The organism is Sorangium sp. So ce1504, from assembly GCF_051521635.1.
GTDB classification, from domain to species: domain Bacteria; phylum Myxococcota_A; class Polyangia; order Polyangiales; family Polyangiaceae; genus Sorangium; species Sorangium cellulosum_B.
On the sequence record NZ_CP150365.1, the window covers coordinates 9,784,986 to 9,805,325 of the forward strand.

Sequence of the window (20,340 nt, forward strand, 5' to 3'; positions counted from 1 at the left end):
CGGAGCGGCAAGCGCCGAGTCGGGGTCTATCATCCCCGGATCGGGATCTGCACATCGCTCGTGTGAGCCGCGCTCGCGGCGCTGTTGTTGCAGACGTGACCGCGTGAGACATTCGCCAGCATGCGAGCTGGGTCGGGTCTTCGCGTGCTGGTCATGGCCGTCCTGGTGCTGGCCGTTGTGGGGTGGATGGGCGCGCTCGGGTGCGCGGCGGGGCACGACGGCGCGGCAGCGGCGGCGCTCGTACAGCGCCGGTTCCCGGCGCAGGCCGCCGAGGTGCTGGGCAGCGGCGCTCCCGGCGCGCCGGCGCTCACCGACATCGGCTTCGCCCTGGGCGCGGCCGGCCCGGGCGGCGGACGGCCACGGATCGAGGCCGAGCTGCCGCGCGACGGCGGCGGCTGGATGCGGCTCTCGGGCGCGGGCGGCTTCGAGGTGCGGGTGCGCGAGGCCGGCGCGTCCGGCCCGGGGGCGGTGGTCGACGGCGCGGTGATCTACGGCCGCGCGGGCGGCGCGTCGTTCTGGCGGGCGGTCGCCGGGGGCATCGAGGAATGGCTCACCGTGGCGCCGGGCGCCGTGCCGGCGGGTGAGCCCGCGGCGGTCTGGGAGGTGGACGGCGCGGCGCTGCGGCAGCGCGGCGAGGCCGTCGAGGTGGTGGACGCGGCGGGGACGTCGCGGCTGCGCGTCACCGCGCCGCGAGCGTTCGCGGAAGGCGGACGGCCGATCGCGGCGCGCCTCGAGGCGCGCGGGGCGGAGATCGCGCTGCTTGTCGAGGCGTCGGGGGAGCTGCTGCTCGTGGATCCGCTGTGGCGCGCCGTCGGGGCGATGGCCACGAGGCGGGACGCCGGGCACACGGCCACGCTGCTCGGCGGCGACGACGGGCGGGTCCTGGTCGTGGGCGGCTATGGCGGCGAAGGCTATCTCGCGAGCGCGGAGCTGTACGACCCGGCGGACGACAGCTGGGCGCCGGCGCGGCCGATGAGCGCGCCGCGCCAAGATCACGCCGCCTTGCTGATGGACAGCGGGCAGATCCTCGTCGTGGGCGGCTCCGATGGATCGAGAGCGGTGGCGAGCACGGAGCTGTACGACCCGGCGGAGGACCGCTGGACGCCAGCGCGGCCGATGAACGTCGCGCGCCAGGGCCCCACGGCGACGCGGCTGGACGGCGGGCGGATCCTCGTCGTGGGCGGCTGGAACGACGGCAAGTTCCTCGAGAGCGCGGAGCTGTTCGACCCGCGCGAGGGCATCTGGACCGCGACGGCGCCGATGAGCACCGGGCGATACGGGCACACCGCGACGCTGCTGGCCGACGGGCGGGTCCTGGTCGCCGGCGGCTTCGGGGGGGAGGGCGAGATCGCGACCGTGGAGGTGTACGATCCGTCGACGAACGCCTGGACCCCGGCGCGATCGATGAACGCCGCGCGCCGAGGGCACACGGCCACGCTGCTCGACGGCGGGCAGGTCCTGGTCACGGGCGGGATGACGAACGACGACGAAAGCACGTCCATCGTGAGCGCGGAGCTGTTCGACCCGGTGGAGGGCATCTGGACCGCGACGGCGCCGATGAGCTTCAGGCGCTTTGACCACACGGCGACGCTGCTGGACGACGGGCGGGTCCTGGTCACGGGCGGATTGACGCATCCCGGCGCGTTCCTCGCGAGTGCGGAGATGTTTGACCCGGTGGATGGCGGCTGGTCGAACGCGCCCGCGATGGCCGTCGGCCGCGGCTCTCATACGGCGACGCTGCTCCCGCGCGGCGGCGTGCTCGTGACGGGCGGCAATGAAGGCGTCGAGACGAACGCCGAGGTCTACGACCCGCCAGGCACGAGCCCGTGGTCGGAGACCGCGCCGATGCGCGACGCGCGCTACGCGCACACGGCGACGCTGCTGGACGATGGGCGAGTCGTGGTCGCGGGCGGCTGGGCCGAATTCATCGACCCCAGGACCACGGAGATCTACGACCCGGCCGACGGCACCTGGACCGCGGCCAAGGAGATGCGCGACGCGCGCTATAGCCATACCGCGACGCTGCTGGACGACGGGCGGGTCCTGGTCGCGGGTGGCTACGGGAGCAACGAGGAGCGCGCGCTCGCGACCGTGGAGATCTTCGACCCCATGACGAGCAGCTGGACAGCGGCAGCGCCGATGATCGCCGCGCGCCAGGCCCACACGGCCACGCTGCTGGACGACGGCCGGGTCCTGGTCACAGGCGGCCTCGGGGCCGACTACGTCAACCTCGCGAGCGCGGAGATCTACGACCCGGCGGAAGGCACCTGGACCGCAGCGGTGGCGATGCTCGCCGCGCGCCAGGGGCACACGGCCACGCTGCTGGGCGACGGGCGGGTCCTGGTCACAGGCGGCTACGATCCCCGCGGTGACGCCCCGAGCGCAGAGATCTGGAGCCCCGGCGAGCGCGGCTGGACAGCGGCAGCACCGATGATCGCCGCGCGCCGGGCGCACACGGCGACGCTGCTGGACGATGGGCGGGTCCTGGTCGTGGGCGGCTCCCCGGACGTGGAGGGAATCAGCGGGCTCGCGAGCGCGGAGCTGTACGACCCGGCGACGGATCGCTGGACGATGCGAGCGCCCATGAGCACCGCGCGCCAGAACCACACGGCGACGCGGCTCCTGGCCGGGCGGGTCCTGGTCGCGGGCAATGCCCCTGTCAATGGCCATCGCAGCGCGAGCGCGGAAGTGTACGACCTGGCCACGGACAGCTGGTCTCCGGCAGGGACGATGTACATCGAGCGATCTCAACACGCGGCGACCCTGCTGCGCCATGGCAAGGTCCTGGTCACCGGCGGCGTGAACCTCGGCATCTACATCTCCAGCGCCGAGCTCAATATCGCCAGCGCCGAGATCTACACCCCTGCCTTCCCCGGCGCTCCCTGCGAGACCGATGCGGACTGCGCCGGCGTTTCCTGCGTCGACGGCGTCTGCTGCGACGTCCCTTGCGCGGGCGCGTGCATGGCGTGCTCCGCCGCGAAGAAGGGCGCCGGCCCCGACGGCGCATGCGGCCCCATCCAGGCCGGCGCCGATCCGGACGACGACTGCGCCGCGGAGCCTGCCTCCTCCTGCGGCACCACCGGCCTCTGCGACGGCCGCGGCGGCTGCCAGCTGCGGGCGCAGGGCGCCCCCTGCGGCGCGGCCTCGTGCAAGGACGCCTCCGAGCTCGTCGAGGCCCCGCTCTGCGACGGCCTCGGGGCCTGCGCCGAGGGCGACACGCGCTCTTGCGCCGAGTACCGCTGCGTCGCGGGCGCCTGCCTCACGGGCTGCACCTTCGACACCCAGTGCGCCGACTCGGCCTACTGCGCGGCGACCGGCGGCGACTGCCTGCCGAAGAAGCCCGTCGGCGCCGCGTGCTCGCTCCCGAAGGAGTGCCTCAGCGGGCAGTGCAGGGCCGGAGCCTGCGCGCTCGACACCGACGAGGACGGCATCGCCGACAGCGAGGACAACTGCCCTGCGGTCCCGAACACGCTCCAGGCCAACACCGATGGTAGCCTGTCGGCGGGCGACCTCCTCGGCGACGCCTGCGATGATGACGACGACGCCGACGGCGTCGCCGATACGGCGGACAACTGCCCCCTCGTCGCGAACCCCGACCAGGCCGACGTCAACGGCGATGGGGTCGGCGACGCCTGCGATTGCGACAACCCGCGCAAGCCCGACGGCAGGCCCTGCGACGACGGCAACGCCTGCACGCAGACCGATACCTGCCAGAACGGCGCCTGCGTCGGCGCCGATCCCTTCGTGTGCCCGCAGCCCGACACCTCCACCTGCAGGCGCGCCGTCTGCGCGCCGGCCACCGGCACCTGCCAGAGGCGCTACAAGCTCGACGGGGCGCCCTGTCCAGGCGGCGAGTGCATCGCCGGGGGTTGCTTGCTCGCGGAGGCCGCCAGCGGCGCCGGAGGCGGCGCGGGTGGCGAGGGCCAGGGCGGAGAGGGCGGCGGCGGGGACCAGGGCGGTGGGGACCAGGGCGGCGGGGGCCAGGGCGGCGACGCCGCCGCGAATGGCTCCGGCGGGTCCGGCGGCTCCGGCGGCGATGCCGGCGGCGCGCCTCCGGCGCCTGCACCGGAGGGGAGCGCCTCGCCGCGCGCGCACGGCAACGGCTGCGCTCTGGCGCGCGGCGCCGGTCCTGACGCGGGTGGCTCGTCCGTGCCCTGGCTCCTCCTCGCCGCGCTGCTCACCGCGCGGTCCAGGGGTTTCCGCAAGGCAGGCTGATTTACCGCCGTTCGCCGAGTTCTCGCTGGTCGTGCCCTTCCGACAGGCTCCCGGGCGGTTCGGTCATGCCTCGCTCACGCACAGCCAGGGACGAACTTGGGCATCGTCGCTCGTGCGGAGGAGCGGACGACGGAAAGCGCAGCGATCCCAACAGTTTCACGGGACAGGGAGGGCTGGGTCGTCATTCCATTGGGGCCAACGCGGGCCCGACGGGTCGTCTTCAGAAGCTTCAGCATCCAGGGGCGCGGGCTCGGCGGCGGGGCCGGCGGGGGGCGCGGCGAGCGCAGGCGGGCCGGGCGCAGCCGGAGGGGTGAGCGCGGGGGCGTCCGGCGTGCGGAAGACGGGCTCGCGGCGAGCGGCGCGGATGCCGACCGCGTCGAGGAGCGCGGCGTCCGCGGACTTCTGGGCGCGCCGGTCGTTCTTGCGGAACGCCCGGGCGAGCTCCCGCTGCACGGCGCGGGCGCGCTCAAGGCGCGAGACGCGGCCGGCGGCGAGCAGGAGCCGGCGGCGGTCCTCCGCGCTGACCGACGCGACCAGCGCGCGATCGGCGACCAGGGACTCGAGCACCTTCAGGCAGGCGTTGAGCTCGGCGGCGGTGAACGGCCGGCCTGCGCCGGCGGATTCGCTCTCGGAGCTCATCGAAGCGGCGGTGCATCGCACGCGGGCGCCCTCCCGCGAACCGGCGCGCCGGGGCGGCGGCCGGGCGAGGCGCTTGACTCCGCATCGCGCCCGCGTTTCTACCCGCAGGGCAGCTCCGGCGCGAGGGAAGAGCTCGACAGGCGCGGGGCGCTCGCGTGGCCGGCTGGGTCCAGCCGGAATCCGTATCTCCTTCAACAAAGAACGGCTCACTTGACCGAGGGGCATGTCACATGAACTGGGACGGAGCACGCGCCACGCTCAAAGAGACGAAGGTACCGAGCGGCTACGAGCTGGTGCAGCTCCGGCGAGCCGATGTCCTCGCGCTGGTGGAGGACCTCCGCGGGTGGTACCCGGACATCGTCGTCGGCGCCGAGTCATGCCACCTGACGCCGGAGTTCTACTACGAGCAGACGATGCTCGCGGACGTCGCCGAGGACCGGCCGATCCTCCCGATCGTCGCGAGGCACCAGGGCGCCATCGTGGCGATGACCACCTTCGAGAAGAACGCGAGCGCGAGGACCATCACGTGCCGGATGGGCGCGATCGCTCCGGCGCATCGCGGCCCGTCCCTCGCGCTCCTCGGCCCCATGCTACTCGAGAGGCTCGGGCGCGCGATCGGAGCAGAGCTCGCGTACTACTTCGCGACGTTGAAATCACCCCATCAGCAGGTCCTGGCCGAACGGCAGAGATACAGGCTGGTCGGGATCATGCCGGCTCACGATCGCGACATGGTCCGGCCGGGTGAGGTGAAGCGGGTGTACGAGGCGATTTACGCCAAGGTGCTCGTCCCCGACGACGCCATCGAGGTGCCGGCGGCCAGCGCGCTGACGGTCCGGACGCGCGCCGTATGGGCGTCGCTCTTCGGCTCGCTTCCAGCGTGACGACGAGGCGCCGGCCGGCACCTCCGACGTTCCGGCCGAGCGGCGCCGCCTCCGAGCGGCCGCCTCATCCCCGAGGGCGACGGCGCGGCTCTGGGTGCTGGCGAGCGAGGCGACTACGGCGGCCCGAGGCGACATCTCGGTCATCCCGAGTTCGCCAGGCGCCAAGCTCGGTGATTCGGCGCGCCTACTCGCCGACCCCGGCTGAATAGAGGCCAGCCGTCGTACCGGGGAGGTCCGTCGTGAAGGCGAGGCGGCGGCCGCCGTGGCTGCTGAAGTAGGTCAGGTTCGCCCCCGGCGCGATGAGCCGAGGCTTCAGGTGCTTGCGCGACAGGTCGACGACCTTCAGGTCGGCCGTCGACCTCGCGAAGTCTTCCGCGTCGAAGTGGGTGTTGTCGTTGAACGACACGAGGCCGCGAACGGCCGGCAGGTAGCTCCAGCCCCCGTCGTCGCTGAACTGCCGCACGCCGCCCTCGGCCGAGGCGAAGAGGGGGGCGGTGCCGGCCGTCAGGTCGACGATGCGGGCGAACAGAAAATGCTTCGAGTCGGCGCTGAAGGGCGGGCCGCCGAGCACGTTCCGCGCCTGCGGGTCGACCGACAGGGGCGGGGTACCGCCGCGGGCGTCGGCGAGCGCCACGTCGGAGAGGCCGGTCACCGGGTCGCGCTGGGTGAAGAAGGGCACCTTGCTGCCGTCCGGCGACGCCCACGCGTCGGTGATGACCTTCGACCCGGCCAGGACGGTGAGAATGCCCCCGACCTCGTCGGCGATGGTCTCGGTCGACGGACAGTCGCCCGGCGTGGCGCGGCGCAGCTCGAGGCCGGCCTCCGTTTGCGCGGTGTACACGACGAAGCTGCCTTTGGTGAAGAAGCCTATTCTCGAGCGCACCTCGTCGAGCGCGCTCACCTCGCCGTCGTCGGAGACGACGACGGGGTGCCCCGAGCCCGCCAGCGTCGTGAAGAACGACCCGCCGTCGGCGTCGGCGCTGAAGAAGGGGGGCGTCGCGACGCCGCTGAACAGGTCGACCCTCTCGCCCCGCTCCCAGCTCGACAAGGTGGCAGAGCTCGTGGCGCCCTCGCAGTGCAGCGCGACCGGGTGCGAGCGGCCGTGGCGGCCCACGAACGCGGCGAAGGGCCGACAATACCCCAGGGGGAAGCCCATCGGCACGGCGCGGAGCAGCGTCGTGCGCTCGCTCATGTCGGTCGAGGCGAGCTCGACGTCGCCGACGCTGCCGTCGGCGTTGCCATGGGTGGGGAAGAGCACCGAGCGGCCGTCGGCGCTCGCCGAGGTCGCGAAGGTCCCGATGGGCGAGGCGGCGGACGCCTCGTGCGGGCCGGATGCCGCGCTCCACACGACGAGGGGGCTGACCCCGAAGCCGGGCAAGGTCCGGTCGGGGTGGGTCCAGCAGAACGCGACCTTGCCGACGGTGTAGACGAACGCCGTGTTCCCGAAGGGCACCTGGGCGACTCGCTGTCTCGTCGCGCCCGGCTCGAGCGCGGTCGCGTACACGTGCTCTCCCTCCTGGTAGAGGGCGTGATTGTCGCTGGTGACGCCGAGCAAGACCAGGCGCGCGCCCGGCTGCACCAGCCATTTCGCGGACGTCGTGAGCGATGCCTGGCTCTCCGATTCCCCCTCCGCGGGGGGCGGGTTCGGCGCCTCGGTCCGGGCGCAGCCGAGCAATGCCGCGCCGAATGTCACGCTGGCGAAGAAAGCTTTGACCATGTTCGGGTCTCCTATTCGGTCAGACCCTAGCCCACGCAGGCACCCTACGTTGGGGCCAGATCGTCGATGTCGAGTAGTCCAGTCGCCCGCGCGCCGCGGGGAGCGAGGCGCGCGTCAGGGGCGATCACCCGCGGGCCTCGACCGGGCCTTCGGCAAGGTCTGCGCGAGCCGCCGCGCCGCGTCCGCGAGCTGGGCCTCGTCGCACGCGGCGAAGCCGAAGCGGGCGAAGTCGAGCGGCCAGCGACCGAGCGCGAAGTGACTCGCGGGCTGGAAGGAGACGCCCGCCGCGTGCGCGCGCCGGGCCCACGCGTCGATGTCGACGCCGGGGGCCCGCGCCCAGAGGGCCATGCCCCCGCTGGGGGGGTCGAACTCGAGCCCGGGCAGGTGGCGCGCGAGCGCCTCGCAGAGCGCGTCGCGGCGGGCGCGGTAGGCGCGCCGGACCCGCTGCGTGTGCCGATCGATCTCGCCGTCTTCGAGCAGCTCGGCGACGGCGCGCTCGATCGCGTGGTCGCCCTGGTGGTCGACGAAGGCCCGGTAGGCCGCGATCCGCTCGGCGACGTCGGGGGTGGAGACGACGAAGCCGAGCCGCAGCCCCGGCGCCAGGATCTTCGACAGGGTGCCCAGGTAGACGACCACCCCGTGGCGGTCGGCGGACGAGAGGGGCAGCACCGGCCGCCCCTCGTAGCGGAACTCGTGGTCGTAATCGTCTTCGAGCACGAGCAGGCGCCGGCGCCGCGCCAGCTCGAGCAGGCGCACGCGCCTCGGCGCGGTCAAGGTGACGGTCGTGGGTAGCTGGTGGTGGGGCGTCGTGTAGACCGCCTTGACCCGCCTGGCCGCGCAGAGGGCCTCGAGCGCGGCGACGTCGAGCCCCTCGCCGTCGAGCGGCACGGGCACGAGCTCCACGCCCGAGAGCTCGAGCGCGCCGCGGGCGGCGGGGTGGCTGTACGCCTCGATCGCCACGCAGTCGCCCGGCTCGAGCAGCGCGCGCGCCGCGAGGTAGAGGCCCTGTTGGCTGCCGCGCACGATGTTGACCGACTCGACGCTCGCCCGCACGCCCCTCGCCCGGGTCAGCAGCTCGACGACCGCCCGGCGCAGGCGCGGCTCGCCCCGGGGGTCGCCGTAGTCCATCAGCGCGCGCGCCCCGGCGCCGAGCAGCGCGCGGCGGTAGGCGCGGCACAGCTCCAGCCTCGGCACGAAGCCGAGCTCGGGCACCCCGCCGAGCAGGAGCAGGCCGGCGCGCGGGGTCGAGGACGGGGCCGGCAAGGGGCGTCCGGGCAGGTCGAACCCGGCCCGGTCGGCGAGGGCTCGTCGGCGGAAGGGGGGCAGCTTGGCGGGCAGGTCGCTCGATACGTAGGTGCCGGAGGCGGGCGCGCTCGTTATCCAACCTTGGCGCGCGAGCTCGAGGAACGCGGCGATCACGGTCTTGCGGTGCACGCCGAGCTGGATGGCGAGCTTGCGGCTGGAGGGCAGCCGCTCGCCGGGGCGCAGGCGACCCCGTTCGATGTCCTCGACGATGGCCCGCGCGATCTGCAGAAAGAGCGGCCCCTGACCCGCCGCGCCGAGCTGAAGAACGAGTTCTCGGGTCACCGCCACGCCGCCCGTGCCTGCGTCGGAGGGGCGGGGCGCCCTGGCGCCCGCCCCCGAGCTCTCGATGCCCCGCCGCCCGGAATCTGTCAACCGAGGCGCGCCTTGCTCTTAAATACGGGGAAATTGCTGAAGCAGCGGGACCTGCGGGGACCAGGGGCAGAACCGGCGCAAGCTTCGGCCTGAGCCTCACTGCGATCGGGCAAACAACGAGCACCGAGGGCCGCGGATCCATCATGCGCCGGTGAGCCATGTTGCATTCGTGACGCTTCGTCTGGCATCTCGTCACGCTTTCGCGAGCTGCCCGGTCTTCAGGTCATGACCATGCGATTGTTCGTGCTCGGCGCGACCGGCAGCACCGGAACGCAGATCGTGGATCTCGCCCTGGCGCGAGGTCACCAGGTGACGGCGTTCGTCCGCTCGCCCCGGAAGATTGCCCGCCGGGACAAAGCGCTCACCGTCATCGAGGGCGACCCGCTGCGTGTCGAAAAGCTCGCTCCCGCGCTTCGGGGACACGACGCCGTTCTCTCGGCGCTCGGCCCGAGTGGGCGCGAGGCGTTCCGGCGGAGCACCCTGCTCGCCGAGTGCGCGGCCACCACGGTCGCGGCGATGAAGACGGCCGGCGTGGGGCGGCTCGGCAGCGTCTCCGCGGCGCTGCTGTTCCCCGAAAAAGCGCTGCGGTTCGTCGTCTTTCGCTGGCTGCTCCAGCACCACATCCGCGACCTCGTCGCGATGGAGGCCGTGGTTCGGGCGACCAACTTCGACTGGACGATCGCCAGACCACCGCGGTTGATCAAGACGTCGGCGGAGACGTACCGGAGCGAGCGCGATGCGCTCCCCGCAGGCGCCTGGGAAATGTCCTTCCGTGCGGTAGCGACGTTCCTGCTCGATTGTGTGGAGCAAGGCACTCACTCGAGGGAGATCGTCGGGCTCGCCGGCGCGGCGCGATGACGCGTGAGCCTGCACGTGCGACAATCTAGCTCCCTCCGATGGTGATCGTTGTGCTCGTGGAGGCCAGACCCTTCCAATGACTGCTCCTTCTTCAGCGCGCCGCGTGGCTGCCTTCGAGTCGTGCCGGCAGGACCTCATCGCTCTGGCGTATCGCATGCTCGGTGATCTCGGGCGGGCCGAGGACATGGTGCAAGAGGCGTGGCTGCGCTGGGAAAGTCACGCGGGGGACGTGCACTCCCCGAAAGCATATCTGGTGACGATCGTCACGCGCCTTTGCCTCAGCGAGCTCGACTCCGCCAGGGCGCGCCGCGAGGAGAGCCGCGCCGATCGCCTGCCGGAGCCGGTGGATCTCGACGAAGGGGGGATGCCCAGCCTCGAGAAGCTCGAGCAAGTCTCGATGGCGTTCCTCGTCGTGCTCCAGCGGTTGACGCCCGCGGAGCGAGCGGTCCTCCTGCTCCACGACGTCTTCGACTTCGACCACCGGGAGATCGCCGAGCTCGTCGGCAACAACGCGCCTGCGTGTCGCAAGCTGCTCGAGCGCGCGCGCCAGCACCTCGCCGTCGAGCGGCGCATGCTCGTAGCACGAGCGGACGACCATCACCGCCTGCTCCAGGCCTTCCTGAGCGCCACCCTGGCGGGCGACATTCGCGTGCTCGTGAATCTCCTCGCCGACGACGCGATCATGATCACCGACGGGGGGCCCCGAGGCCGCGTGGTCGAGCGCCAGCGCAACCTCCCTCAGCCGCTGCACGGCGCCGCGCGCATTGCCGCGTTCATCGTCGCGGCCACGGCGCGCAATGCCGGCCAGCTCCAGATCGAAGAGCACGAGCTCAACGGGCAACCCGCGATCGTGTTCTGGACCGGCGACCGACCGTTCGCGGCGCTGCTCCTCGCGGTGGCCGACGGGAAGATCCAGCGCGTGTTCTTCCACGCCGACCTCGATCGGCTCCGCTACCTCGGGCGGCGGTCGGCCACGTCGAGCCCTCGCCCGCCTGGGTGACCAGCTGCCGAGTCAGCCGACGGATCCGCCGGGTGCTCTCCAGGAAGCGCGCCGATGCCGGCGCTCATTTTTTTAAAGAGATGATGGCCATGAAGAAAGACAGATACATTTACTGGGCGACGACGGGGCTCATCGCAGCTCTCATGCTGTGGAGCTCGTACAACTTTGCTTTCAACGAAGAGCAGAGAGACGCTTTCCAGCACCTCGGCCTCCCGGACTGGTTCAGGGTGGAGCTGACCGTCGCAAAGGGGCTGGGCGCGCTGGCCCTCTTGATCCCTGTGGTACCGAGCAAGGTCAAAGACTTTGCCTACTTCGGCTTCGGCCTCACCTTCGTCTCCGCGGATATCGCCCATCTCTCCAGCGGCGACAGTCGCTGGCTCATCCTGCCGCACTGGACGTTCTTCGGTATCCTTGTCGTTTCCTACCTTTATCATCACAAGCTGGAGCGCACGCGGGCGGCGGCGGAGCTGCTCCTCGGAACGTGCGCTGGCAGCCTCAATGGCAGGCCCGCTTGAGCCCGCTGTACGTGACGTCTTGCTGGCAGAGGATATTGCAGCTCCCGAACGGGCCTGGCTCGCCGCACCCGACGTCGAGCAGGTACACGTTCGACGCGTCCGGGCAGAGCCCGCCAGACTCGCAATGGACCGCGGAGATCTGCGGCTCGTCATGGCCGCTGCAGTCGTAATCGAAGCTGCCTCCGGGGCGGATGGGCGTGTCATGGAACGTATTGGGCTGGTCGGGGTGGACCTCTGCCTGGCCGTCGTCGCAATCGGTGCCGCCCTCGCAGGCGGTCGACAGATACCCGTCGCCATCCGCGTCGCAGCCGAGGATCCCGCCGCCGCTGCCGCCCGAGCCCGAAGTCACCTCGCCGCCGCCCGAGCTGGACGTCGCCCCGCCGCTGCCGCCGCCCGAGCGCGACGTCGCCTCGCCGCCGCCTGACGAGGTCGCGCCCTTGTCGCCGCCCGCCGCGTCCGACGACGTGGTGGCGCCCGCACCTCCGCCGCCAGAGCTCGTCTGGCCGGTGAAGACGGCGTCGGGGAAGCTGCATCCCACGCTCAGCCCGGCCGTCGCGGCGGGCAGAGCGACGAGCGCGAGACAGCGAAGACACCAGGGCATCCCTTCATGAGATGGCACGGTCCCCTCGCGCGTCAACCGTCCGCTGAGATGTGCAGCGCTGCGGTCCGGCGATGCCGCTCAGGCATCGTGTGGAAGTGTCGCAGGGGCTCTGACCGGGCGATCTCGAGGCGTAAGCTCTTCCCAGACGCTCGGTCCACGCAGGATGATGTCCGCTTGCCGAGGCCCCCTCTGCGACGGGCTCGGGGTCTGCATCGAGGGCGACACGCCCCGCCGGGGAGGATGCGTGCAACTGCGCGCCTGGGCGCGTACCCTCGGCGCATGGCACGTCCGCACCTGCTCCCGTTCACCTTGGTGTCGATCGCTGCGCTCGCAGCCTGTGACCGCTCCGAGTCCGCGAGCGCGCCTGCGTCCGCGGAATACGAGCCCGCGGGCCCTGGCCGCTGGAAGACGACGCGCGCCGACATGAGCGGACTGCGCGTCGAGACCAAGGCCACGCTCGGCGGCCGCGACATGCCCGTGCCCGCGACCAACGCCTTTTCTGGCATGGACCGCCCCGGGACCCTCTTCGAGTACCGCTGTGAAGGCGACGTGTTCAAGCTCAAGCCCATCGTCGAGGGCATGGCGACCGACTTCATCACGATGAAGCGGGTGCCTTGAGCGCTTGACTGTTCGGGTTACGCCTGGATTTGCTGGCCGCGCCCCGGCTCCGGCAGGGGCCCCGGAGCCGCGCTCGCCTTCGCTTCAGATCGCCGACTTCACGAGGCGCAGCCGCTTCTCGGCCTGTCCCCGCTCGCCGAGCCGCAGCTCCGAGGCGGCGGGCGCGCGGCGCCGCACCGGCTGGTGCAGCCTGGCGCTCGCCAGGATGGCCTCGCACAGGTCGCCGAACTCGTAGCCTGCGGCCTCCGCGATCTTCGGCAGGAGGCTTGTCTGGGTCATGCCCGGCAGCGTGTTCACCTCGAGCACGTACTCGTTCTCTCCGCCGGTCACGAGCAGATCCACCCGCACCGCGCCCGTGCACCCGAGCGCCTGGGCCGCCCGCTCCGCCAGGTTCAGGACGCCGCGGTAGCGGGTCGGCGGGAGGCGCGCCGGCATGTGGTACTCGGTCATGCCCGGCGTGTACTTGGCCTCGTAGTCATAGAGCCCCTTCTTCGGGACGATCTCGATCGCACCAAGGACCTTCCCGTCCAGGATCCCCACGTTGACCTCGGTCCCCGCCACGAACCGCTCCACGATGGCGGCGTCGTCGAACTCGAACGCCAGCGCGAGCGCCGACTTCAGCTCCTCGAGCGATCCGACCTTGGTCACGCCGAGGCTCGACCCCTCGCCGCGCGGCTTGACGATGACGGGGAACCCGAACGAGCCATGGACGGCATCGAGCTCCTCGAGGTCCTGATTCGCGCCCACAGTGTAGTAGGGAGGCGTCGGCACGTTGTGCAGCCGGAACATCTCCTTGGCCTTCAGCTTGTCCATCGCGAGGGCGCTCGCGAGCACGCTCGACCCCGTGTACGGAACCTGGGCGAGCTCCAGGACGCCTTGCACACACCCGTCCTCACCGAGACGTCCGTGCAGTGCCAGGAACGCCGCGTCGAGCCGCGCGCGCTGCAGCGTCGCGCAGAGCTCCGCGCCGAACCTGTCCCCGAGTGTGATCCGCACGACATCGTGCCCGCGGGCCTCGAGCGCCTCGGCGACGGCCGCTCCCGAGCGCAGGGACACGTCGCGCTCACCCGACGAGCCGCCCATCACGACGCCCACCCGCTTCCGGACTTGCCGTTCCACCATCGAAGAACCTCCGTCGCCTTCCCGTGCGGACACCAACACCACGTCAGCTCCTTCCAGTACAGTCCAGCTGCCGGAGAGGTGCTGCGCAAAAACCAAGCCAGCTGCTCCCAAGGCCAAAATCCGCGGCCTTGTCAGCGGAGGGCGCTATTCCTGAGCTGTGGTTGAGGAAAACCGCGCCCGCCCGCCGTGTTCACCTGCCCACGGCGTGCCGACCGCCAACCCGGTATCAAGGCCCGCGGCGGAGGTCAACTAAACGGAGCGATCGCGCCGTCGAGGGAGACGGGCGCAGCTGGGGCCATCTCGCGGCGTATTCGGGAGTCTGCGGCCACGGCGGGGCAGCTCCGCGCGCCCTCCCGTGCGGGGTGGTGCAGGCGCGTCGGGCGCTTCGCACCTCGCGAATCGATGGCGCGCAGCACCCGAGATCCGGCACACGAGATCCTCTGAAAGGCGATCGCGCTCTCGCCTGCTCGCGGCGCCGGCGGCGGCCGAGCGAGGCACTCGCCTGCAGATGACATGATAATTCTTCGCCCCTCCCCGCAAGTGGTTGCAAGCGGAAGTGACCCTCATTCCGGCGCGGGAGAGCGCTTTTCTGCTCCGCGGCCTCACACCCTTTGGTAGGCTCTCTCGGCCCATGCGGAGAACACTTGGCGCCCATGGGCCAGGTTCGATCCTGCGGAGTTCCCCGGCTCGGTTGCGGAGGACACCCTGCAGCGGCCTCGTCAAAAGACCCGTCGAGCGTGAGCTCTCGAGGTGCCAGGGTAGGGTTGCCCGCGTGCTCGTTTCCGACCTTGTCGCCACCTCCGAGCGTGTCGCCGCGCTCTCTCGCCGTGTCGAGAAGATCGGCGCGCTCGCCGCGCTCCTGCGCCGCCTCTCGCCCGCGGAGGTACAGATCGGCGTCGACTGGCTCACCGGTCGGGTGCGCCAGGGGCGGCTCGGCCTCGGGCCTTCGGTGTTCGCAGAGGCCCGCCGGGCCTCTCCTTCTGTCGCCCAGCCTGCGCTCACCCTGGGGGACGCCGACGCGGTCTTCACGGAGATCGCGCGCGCCTCGGGGCCGGCGGCCGGGGGGGAGCGCCGCGCGGCGCTGGCGGGGCTGTTCGCGCGCGCCACCGATCTCGAGCGCGACTTCTTCGCGCGGCTCCTCGCCGGCGAGCTCCGCCAGGAGAGGCTCGAGCCGGTCATGGTCGACGCGGTGGCGCGCGCGGCGCGGGTGCCGCCGGCCTCGCTGCGGCGCGCGGTGATGCTCGCCGGCGACGCGGCGGACGTGGCCAAGGCCGCGCTCCTCGAGGGGGCGCTCGGCCTCCAGCGCTTCTCGCTGCAGCTGCTCCGCCCCGTGCAGCCGATGCTGGCGCAGTCGGCCGATGACGTCGCGACGGCGCTGAGCGAGCTCCGCGCGATGGCGCTGGAGTGGAAGCTCGACGGCGTGCGCGTGCAGGCGCACAAAGCCGGCGACGAGGTGCGCGTCTTCAGCCGCGGCCTCGGCCCGGTCACGAAGGCGGTCCCCGAGATTGTCGAGATCGTCCGGGCGCTCCCGGTCCGCTCGGTCGTGCTCGACGGCGAGGCGCTCGCCTTTCGCCCGGACGGCGCGCTGCACCCGTTCCAGGTCACGATGCGCCGCTTCGGCCGCGCGCACGACGCGGCCGCGCTGCGCGCCGAGCTGCCGCTGCGCGCCCTGTTCTTCGACGTGCTGCACCTCGACGGCGAGGATCTGCTCGACCGGCCCGGCAGCGAGCGCACGGCCGCGCTCCGGCAGGTGCTCGACCGGTCGCTGCGTGTCCCGCGCATCGAGCTGCCGACGGCGGCCGAGGCCGAGGCGTTCTTCGCCGACGCGCTCGCCCGCGGCCATGAGGGCGTGATCGCCAAGTCGCTCGCCGCGCCCTACGAGGCGGGGCGGCGCCGCGGCTCATGGCTCAAGGTGAAGCGGGCGCGCACCCTCGACCTGGTGGTGCTCGCGGCCGACTGGGGAACCGGCCGGCGCCGGGGGCTGCTCAGCAACCTGCACCTCGGGGCGCGCGATCCCGGCGCGGGAGGCTTCGTCCTGCTCGGCAAGACGTTCAAGGGCATGACCGACGAGGTGCTCGCGCGGCAGACGCAGCGGCTGCTGGAGCTCGAGATCGGCCGCGACGCAGACACGGTGTACGTGCGGCCGGTGGTCGTCGTCGAGGTCGCCTTTGACGGCGTGCAGGCGAGTCCGCGGTACCCCGGGGGGGTCGCGCTGCGGTCTGCGCGGGTGAAGAGGTACCGGCCTGACAAGGCTGCAGGGGAGGTCAGCACGATGGATGAGGTGCGGGCGCTCCATGCGGGTGCGCTCGCGCGCGAGGCGGCCGAGAAGGGGCAGGCGGAGGGTGGAGGAGAGGAGTTGGGGGACGGATGACGCTCGGGGCGAGCCGTCCGTCTCAGAGCGGCAGGCGCGCGAGGAGGAAGCCGAGCCAGCCCTCACTCTTCTGTGCCTCGGTGAGGCTCATCACGGTCATCAGGTGTCCTGTCGCGTCAGTACCCGGCGCCTCCCGGGAACCGCGCCTCCCGTCGTTTCCGGGGGCTCTCGATCGTCTGCGGGCGAGGTTCGCCCTTGCTGCTATTGAAGCGCGCCGCGCGAGGGCGGGTCGTCGAAGCAAGCTCCGTCGAGATCGGTCGACAGCGCCGCGAGCGGCGTCCCGCTGCTCACGGCGGGGCTGTCCGGCTTGAGGTGATAATCCCCACCGGCGACGTCGACGAACCCCGGATCGATCCCTGCCATCGAGCCGTCGTCCGTGAGCGGCAACCCGACCGGACTCGACGCCTCCGGATCGTCGGCCGCGTACCACAGGTTCGTGTGCAATGAATTCGTCGCCAGCGTCGGGAACGACGGGGGATAATACTCCGTCGCCCCGACGTCGCTGCGGCGATAGTACGTGATGTTGTTGACGAAGCGATTGTCCGCCGTCGCCCGAACCCTGGGGTTTCCGCCCACGCCTCCCGACCCGGGAAAGTACGACAGCAGGCTGTGGTTCGGGAACACGATGGTGTTGTTGGCGACCAGGCACCCCACACAGCCGTTGAAAGAGACCGCCACGCCGGGCGCCACGATCAGGTTTCCGAGCACGCGTACGTCCTGCACCTCGATGATGTCGGCCCCCGGCGCGACCGGCGGGCGAAACGCCTCGGGCGACACGATCGTGCCGAGCCGGACCCCGTAGGCCCCGACGATATCGAAGATGCGATTGTTGCGGATCTCGACGTCCGAGCTGCCGCCCCCGATCACGACGCCCTTGCCGAGCGCATTGCCGGCGACCACGCCGCGGTGCGAACCCATGATCTCGAGCCCTTCAGTCTTGTCCAGGTCCATGAACTCGCTGTCCAGCAGCCAGAAGTCGTGGAGTCCGGCCAAGCGCACAGCCTTGGCGGAATACGTGTAGATGCCGCGTACGGACACGCGCTCGACAGCGACGAATTGCGTCGCTGTCGGATCGGCGTATGCCTCGCCGTCATCGACGATGAGCGCGGGGACATCTCTGGTGGGCAAGGTCTGGGTGATCTCGAGGTCGTGCATCACCACGTGGCGCAGCCGCGAGAAGTGCAGGACCGGGTCCCCACCGACGAATACCGGCCGCTCCTCCCCCGGTGCACCGCCGATCCAGATCGGCGCCTCGGCGGTGCCGGCGACGTCGCTGATCTGCTCGGGCTCGTACGTGCCGGCGTGGATCCGCACCGCCGTCCCCGGAGTCGCCGCGCTCACGGCCGCGGCGAGGGTCGAGCACGGTGCCTCCTCCGTCCCGCACCCCGCGGCGTCCGTCCCGCCGGGCGCCACGTGGAGGAACACCACCGGCTGCTTGCCGGCCGCGAAGTGGGGTAGGTTCGCGCAATCCACCGGCTCGCCGGACGGCTCTCCTCCACCGCCGCCATCCGAGCCGCCGCCCTGCCCTGGACCGCCGCCCTGCCCTGGACCGCCGCCCTGCCCTGGACCGCCGCCCTGCCCTGGACCACCGCCCTGCCCTGGACCGCCGCCCTGCCCTGGACCACCGCCCTGCCCTGGACCGCCGCCCTGCCCCGGGCCGCCGCCCCAACCCCCCACGCCGTCACCGCCGGATCCTCCCGATCCAGCGCCATAAGCGCCGCTCGAATTGACGGCCGGATCGGCCTCACGGCTCTCACCGCATCCGGCGAGGATGATGGCAGGGGCAAGGATCAACAGGACAGAAGCGATAATGCGCATGGCGTGACCTCCGCGCAGCAGGCTACGTCCCCGCCCGAGGATCGCCCCTTAATCCCATCTTAAAGCGATTCGCGCGCTCCTTCGCGCGGCGCCATCGCCCTTGCTCTCTCATCCATTTCGCAGGCCCGCGGAGAGGGTGTTCGCGGGGAGGGGTGGGGGATGGGCCGATGTCTCCGTCGAGTTCGGAAACATTGCCTCCTTGTCGGGGTATGCGCCCCTCCGGACAGAAGGGCGGATGATCGACAAGTATCGGTCCCCCCTGGGCTCTCTGGCCAGAGGGGAGATCGCGGTGCTCCCGTCGCGAAGGCGCACCATGGATCCCACGGAGGCAGGCGCACGAGGGGGAAGCGTTGAGGAGGGCGCTGAGGCGGCACAGGAGGGGCGGCGGGGCCGCGCAGTGTATGAGCGGAGCCCTGGTAACACTTCAGACCGGGAGCGGCGGGCGACGGGGGCCGGAGGAGAGGAGGGGGCGGGGGATGGATGAGGCTCGGGGCGAGCTGTCCGTCTCAGAGCGGCAGGCGCACGAGGAGGATGCTGTTCAAGCCTAGGGCCTTGTGGGTGCCGAAGGCGGTCTGTGGGGCGTCGCTGTTGTTGAAGTTACTCACGATCGACAAGTCTCCTTTCGCGTCGAGCGCGGAGGCGGCGCGGCCGAAGGACGCGTCCATTGTGCCGAGCTCGACGAGCCGCCGCCGCGCGACGAACGCCCCGGTGCCTGGCTCGTAGGTGGCGACGTAGGTTCCCGGCTCGTCCAGCGAGCCGCCGCCGAGATCGGTGGGCGCGCTGAACGAGGCGATGAGCGCGAGCCGGCCGTCGGGCGCGAACGAGAGGCTGGTCGAGCCGACCTCGTTGGCCGGAGCCGGAAACGCCTTCGCCCACCGGATCGCGCCGTCCTCGCCGGCGAGCTTCGTGAGGAAGGCGCCGGCCGTGCCGTGGCTCGGCGGGCGCCCGCCGGGGGCGGCGCCCTGTGCGAGCTGGCCGGCGATCAGAACGTCGCCGTGCTCGTCCACGCTCAGCGCCTGCGCCAGGTTGCCGCTGCCCGACCCGATGTCCTGGGATGCACTGACGCGCCTCAACCAGAGGTGGGCGCCGTCCTTCCCCGAGTACTTCGCCACCCAGACCAGACCGCCCGTCACCCCGTCAGAAGTCCCGCCGGTGATATCGTCGTCGGAGTAAGTCCCTGCGACGAGGATATCGCCGCGGACGTCCACGGCCACCCCGCCGATCGGGGGCGGGACCACAATCTTGGCGGCGTGATGCAGGTTTCCCGCGTCCGTGGCGAAGCGGGTCGTCCCGTCGGCGGCGAGCTTGACGAGGGTGAGGCGGTTTTCGGATTCGGCGGCGACGACGACGGCGTTTTCGGGACCGACGGCCACGAAGCCTCCGTGGGAGGAGCCGCTGTCGCCCGGGCGATGCACCCAGCGCGTGGCGCCGTCCCGATCGAGCGCGAGGACGAACATGCCGGATGAGGCGACGTCCGGGTCGTGTGGTTCCGGATCTTCCTGGCCGAAGTCTCCGGCGTCGAACGGACCTCCCGAGTAGTCGCCGACGACGGCGATGCCGTCGTTTCCGTCGATCGCGACCCCCGTGGCCGTCATCAGCTTGCCGCCGAAGCGCCGGGCCCAGCGCAGGGCGCCGTCGTCTGCATACTTGACGACGAAGAGGTCCTTGAACCCGATGAGCGGCGTGGGGCCCGCGCCGAAGTCGACCCCTCCCAGGGCGCTGCCAGCCAGGACGACGTTTGCCCCGCCATCGAGCGCGAGGGCCGCGGCAGACAGACTACGGGGTCCAATGATTTGCCGGTACCAGGCCCCCGCTGGCAGCGATCCCCCGGCGCCCTCGCCGCCATCGGCGCCGCCACCGCCATCGGCGCCCCAGCCGGGGCCAGCGCCTCCGCCTCCCTCGCCGCCATCGGCGCCGCCACCGCCATCGGCGCCCCAGCCGGGGCCAGCGCCTCCGCCTCCCTCGCCGGGACCAGCACCTCCACCGCCCTCGCCGGGGCCAGCGCCTCCGCCGCCCTCGGCGCCCCAGCCGGGGCCAGCGCCCCCGCCACCCTCGGCGCCCCCGCCGTATCCGGCGCCCCCGCCGGGGCCAGTGCCCCCGGCGCCTCCGCCGCCCTCGCCGGGGCCAGCGCCCCCGGCGCCTCCGCCCGCCACGCCGTCGCCGCCGGATCCTCCGGATCCCGCGCTGCTAGCGCTGCTCGATGCGGCGGCCGGCTCGGGCACACGGCTCTCACCGCATCCGGCGAGGGGGATGGTAGGGACAAGGATCAACAGAGCAGAAGCGATGATGCGCATGGCGTGACCTCCGC

14 protein-coding genes are annotated in these 20,340 nt (G+C 71.9%); 7 read left to right on the forward strand and 7 right to left on the reverse strand.

Translation table 11 applies throughout. The annotated features are described in order from the left end of the window. Window positions 1-120 precede the first annotated feature (120 nt). On the forward strand, window positions 121-4,215 hold the full coding sequence (locus WMF39_RS36835; protein WP_437741150.1) for a kelch repeat-containing protein: 4,095 nt from the start codon (window positions 121-123) through the stop codon (window positions 4,213-4,215). Between the two features lie 156 nt (window positions 4,216-4,371). On the opposite strand, the gene WMF39_RS36840 is transcribed toward WMF39_RS36835, so the two are convergent. Next, window positions 4,372-4,854 carry a hypothetical protein gene (locus WMF39_RS36840; RefSeq protein ID WP_437741151.1) on the reverse strand — a complete coding sequence of 161 codons (483 nt, stop codon included), beginning with the start codon at window positions 4,852-4,854 and terminating at the stop codon, window positions 4,372-4,374. Between the two features lie 230 nt (window positions 4,855-5,084). Here WMF39_RS36840 and WMF39_RS36845 point away from each other — a divergent pair, with 230 nt between their 5' ends. Next, window positions 5,085-5,735 carry a hypothetical protein gene (locus tag WMF39_RS36845; RefSeq protein WP_437741152.1) on the forward strand — a complete coding sequence of 217 codons (651 nt, stop codon included), beginning with the start codon at window positions 5,085-5,087 and terminating at the stop codon, window positions 5,733-5,735. 184 nt (window positions 5,736-5,919) lie between these two features. Here WMF39_RS36845 and WMF39_RS36850 read toward each other — a convergent pair whose 3' ends face one another. Beyond that, window positions 5,920-7,452, reverse strand: a complete 1,533-nt coding sequence (locus WMF39_RS36850) for a hypothetical protein (protein WP_437741153.1) — start codon at window positions 7,450-7,452, stop codon at window positions 5,920-5,922. Window positions 7,453-7,566: 114 nt separating this feature from the next. Further along, window positions 7,567-9,129, reverse strand: a complete 1,563-nt coding sequence (locus WMF39_RS36855) for a PLP-dependent aminotransferase family protein (protein WP_437741154.1) — start codon at window positions 9,127-9,129, stop codon at window positions 7,567-7,569. Window positions 9,130-9,354: 225 nt separating this feature from the next. Between WMF39_RS36855 and WMF39_RS36860 the strand changes: the two genes are divergently transcribed. The 3 genes from WMF39_RS36860 (at window position 9,355) to WMF39_RS36870 (ending at window position 11,502) form a co-directional block, all read left to right on the forward strand. After that, a complete protein-coding gene (locus WMF39_RS36860) occupies window positions 9,355-9,987 on the forward strand; it encodes an NAD(P)-dependent oxidoreductase (protein ID WP_437741155.1) in 633 nt (210 codons plus the stop codon). Window positions 9,988-10,063: 76 nt separating this feature from the next. After that, window positions 10,064-10,987 carry a sigma-70 family RNA polymerase sigma factor gene (locus tag WMF39_RS36865; RefSeq protein WP_437741156.1) on the forward strand — a complete coding sequence of 308 codons (924 nt, stop codon included), beginning with the start codon at window positions 10,064-10,066 and terminating at the stop codon, window positions 10,985-10,987. 32 nt (window positions 10,988-11,019) lie between these two features. After that, a complete protein-coding gene (locus WMF39_RS36870) occupies window positions 11,020-11,502 on the forward strand; it encodes a DoxX family protein (RefSeq protein WP_437741157.1) in 483 nt (160 codons plus the stop codon). Here the strand turns inward: WMF39_RS36870 and WMF39_RS36875 are convergent. Continuing rightward, complete coding sequence (locus tag WMF39_RS36875) at window positions 11,483-12,103, reverse strand: hypothetical protein (protein WP_437741158.1); 621 nt, start codon at window positions 12,101-12,103, stop codon at window positions 11,483-11,485. The two genes, WMF39_RS36870 and WMF39_RS36875, sit on opposite strands and share 20 nt — an antisense overlap. Window positions 12,104-12,382: 279 nt before the next feature. Between WMF39_RS36875 and WMF39_RS36880 the strand changes: the two genes are divergently transcribed. Further along, a complete protein-coding gene (locus WMF39_RS36880) occupies window positions 12,383-12,721 on the forward strand; it encodes a hypothetical protein (RefSeq protein WP_437741159.1) in 339 nt (112 codons plus the stop codon). Between the two features lie 84 nt (window positions 12,722-12,805). Here WMF39_RS36880 and WMF39_RS36885 read toward each other — a convergent pair whose 3' ends face one another. Continuing rightward, entirely contained in the window at window positions 12,806-13,843 is a 1,038-nt protein-coding gene (locus WMF39_RS36885; protein WP_437741160.1) for a D-alanine--D-alanine ligase, read from the reverse strand. A gap of 772 nt (window positions 13,844-14,615) precedes the next feature. Here WMF39_RS36885 and WMF39_RS36890 point away from each other — a divergent pair. Further along, the gene (locus tag WMF39_RS36890) at window positions 14,616-16,214 is read left to right on the forward strand and encodes an ATP-dependent DNA ligase (RefSeq protein WP_437741161.1); all 1,599 of its coding nucleotides are present in this window, start codon (window positions 14,616-14,618) and stop codon (window positions 16,212-16,214) included. Window positions 16,215-16,415: 201 nt separating this feature from the next. On the opposite strand, the gene WMF39_RS36895 is transcribed toward WMF39_RS36890, so the two are convergent. Both WMF39_RS36895 and WMF39_RS36900 read right to left on the reverse strand, forming a co-directional pair. Then, on the reverse strand, window positions 16,416-18,032 hold the full coding sequence (locus WMF39_RS36895; RefSeq protein WP_437741162.1) for a hypothetical protein: 1,617 nt from the start codon (window positions 18,030-18,032) through the stop codon (window positions 16,416-16,418). Window positions 18,033-18,538: 506 nt separating this feature from the next. Then, on the reverse strand, window positions 18,539-20,326 hold the full coding sequence (locus WMF39_RS36900) for a hypothetical protein (RefSeq protein ID WP_437741163.1): 1,788 nt from the start codon (window positions 20,324-20,326) through the stop codon (window positions 18,539-18,541). Window positions 20,327-20,340 lie beyond the last annotated feature (14 nt).